At 46.2% G+C, this 701-nt stretch carries 1 protein-coding gene; it reads left to right on the top strand.

Annotated features, from left to right (window positions below; genetic code table 11):
• Positions 1-523: hypothetical protein (locus tag I5G_RS25150; protein WP_204365540.1), on the top strand; the 523-nt coding region annotated here is incomplete at its 5' end.
• Between the last annotated feature and the right edge of the window lie 178 nt (positions 524-701).

The raw sequence follows: 701 nt of genomic DNA, 5'->3' as shown, positions 1-701 counted from the left end.
ATACGGCGTGGAAGTCGTACGTGATAAAGGCAATTCCGTAATTTCGATACCAAGCATCTCAGAGGTGCAGTTGGATATCGGCTTTATATTGCATCGCCCGCCGTCGCTATTTGAGAAGTGGAGTTTTATTCGTACTGTGACTATCGCCGAGGACTTATGCTGTTATGGCCGTGGTGCAGAGTCACTGGCAAAGTTTGTACAGCGTGACGAGGAGTTTCTGGCCTCCTTACGTCTTCTGTTAGAGAACTTTCGAAGCGAAATTGTATGGTCTGATTCGCTCTTATATACGAGATTAAGTCCTTATGTCGCTGAAAGCGATGTCACCGGTGGTAGACGATTTTTATCAAACTTTTCACTTCTAGCAGCACGTCTCCAAAAATACGCAAGCCAGGGAATTGGCGTTGATACAGATACAAACGGCTATGGTCCCAGGCACATTCGCCGCTTGGTGTCTTTGTTAATTATCCTGGTAGGAGTGGTTTTTGGGACCGGTATTTTTTACGTTCAAAATATCCGCCATTAAAGCGGCAGGACAGGAAGCTTAAATCCACAGGGATGTCCGCAACCGGCCAAAAGCAGTCGCCTGAAAACTGACGAAAATCCTAATGGCGAGGAACAATTGATGATCAACGGTGAAAAAATTCTAAGAGATATACCGCTGTCAAATAGGCTCGACGCGTTGCTACGCGCGGCTGATATTG

The sequence above is a fragment of the Microbacterium sp. B19 genome (genome assembly GCF_000333395.1).
Classification (GTDB): Bacteria; Actinomycetota; Actinomycetes; order Actinomycetales; family Microbacteriaceae; genus Microbacterium.
The sequence above is the reverse complement of the archived record's forward strand: the minus strand, read 5'-3'. Positions and strand labels throughout refer to the sequence as shown.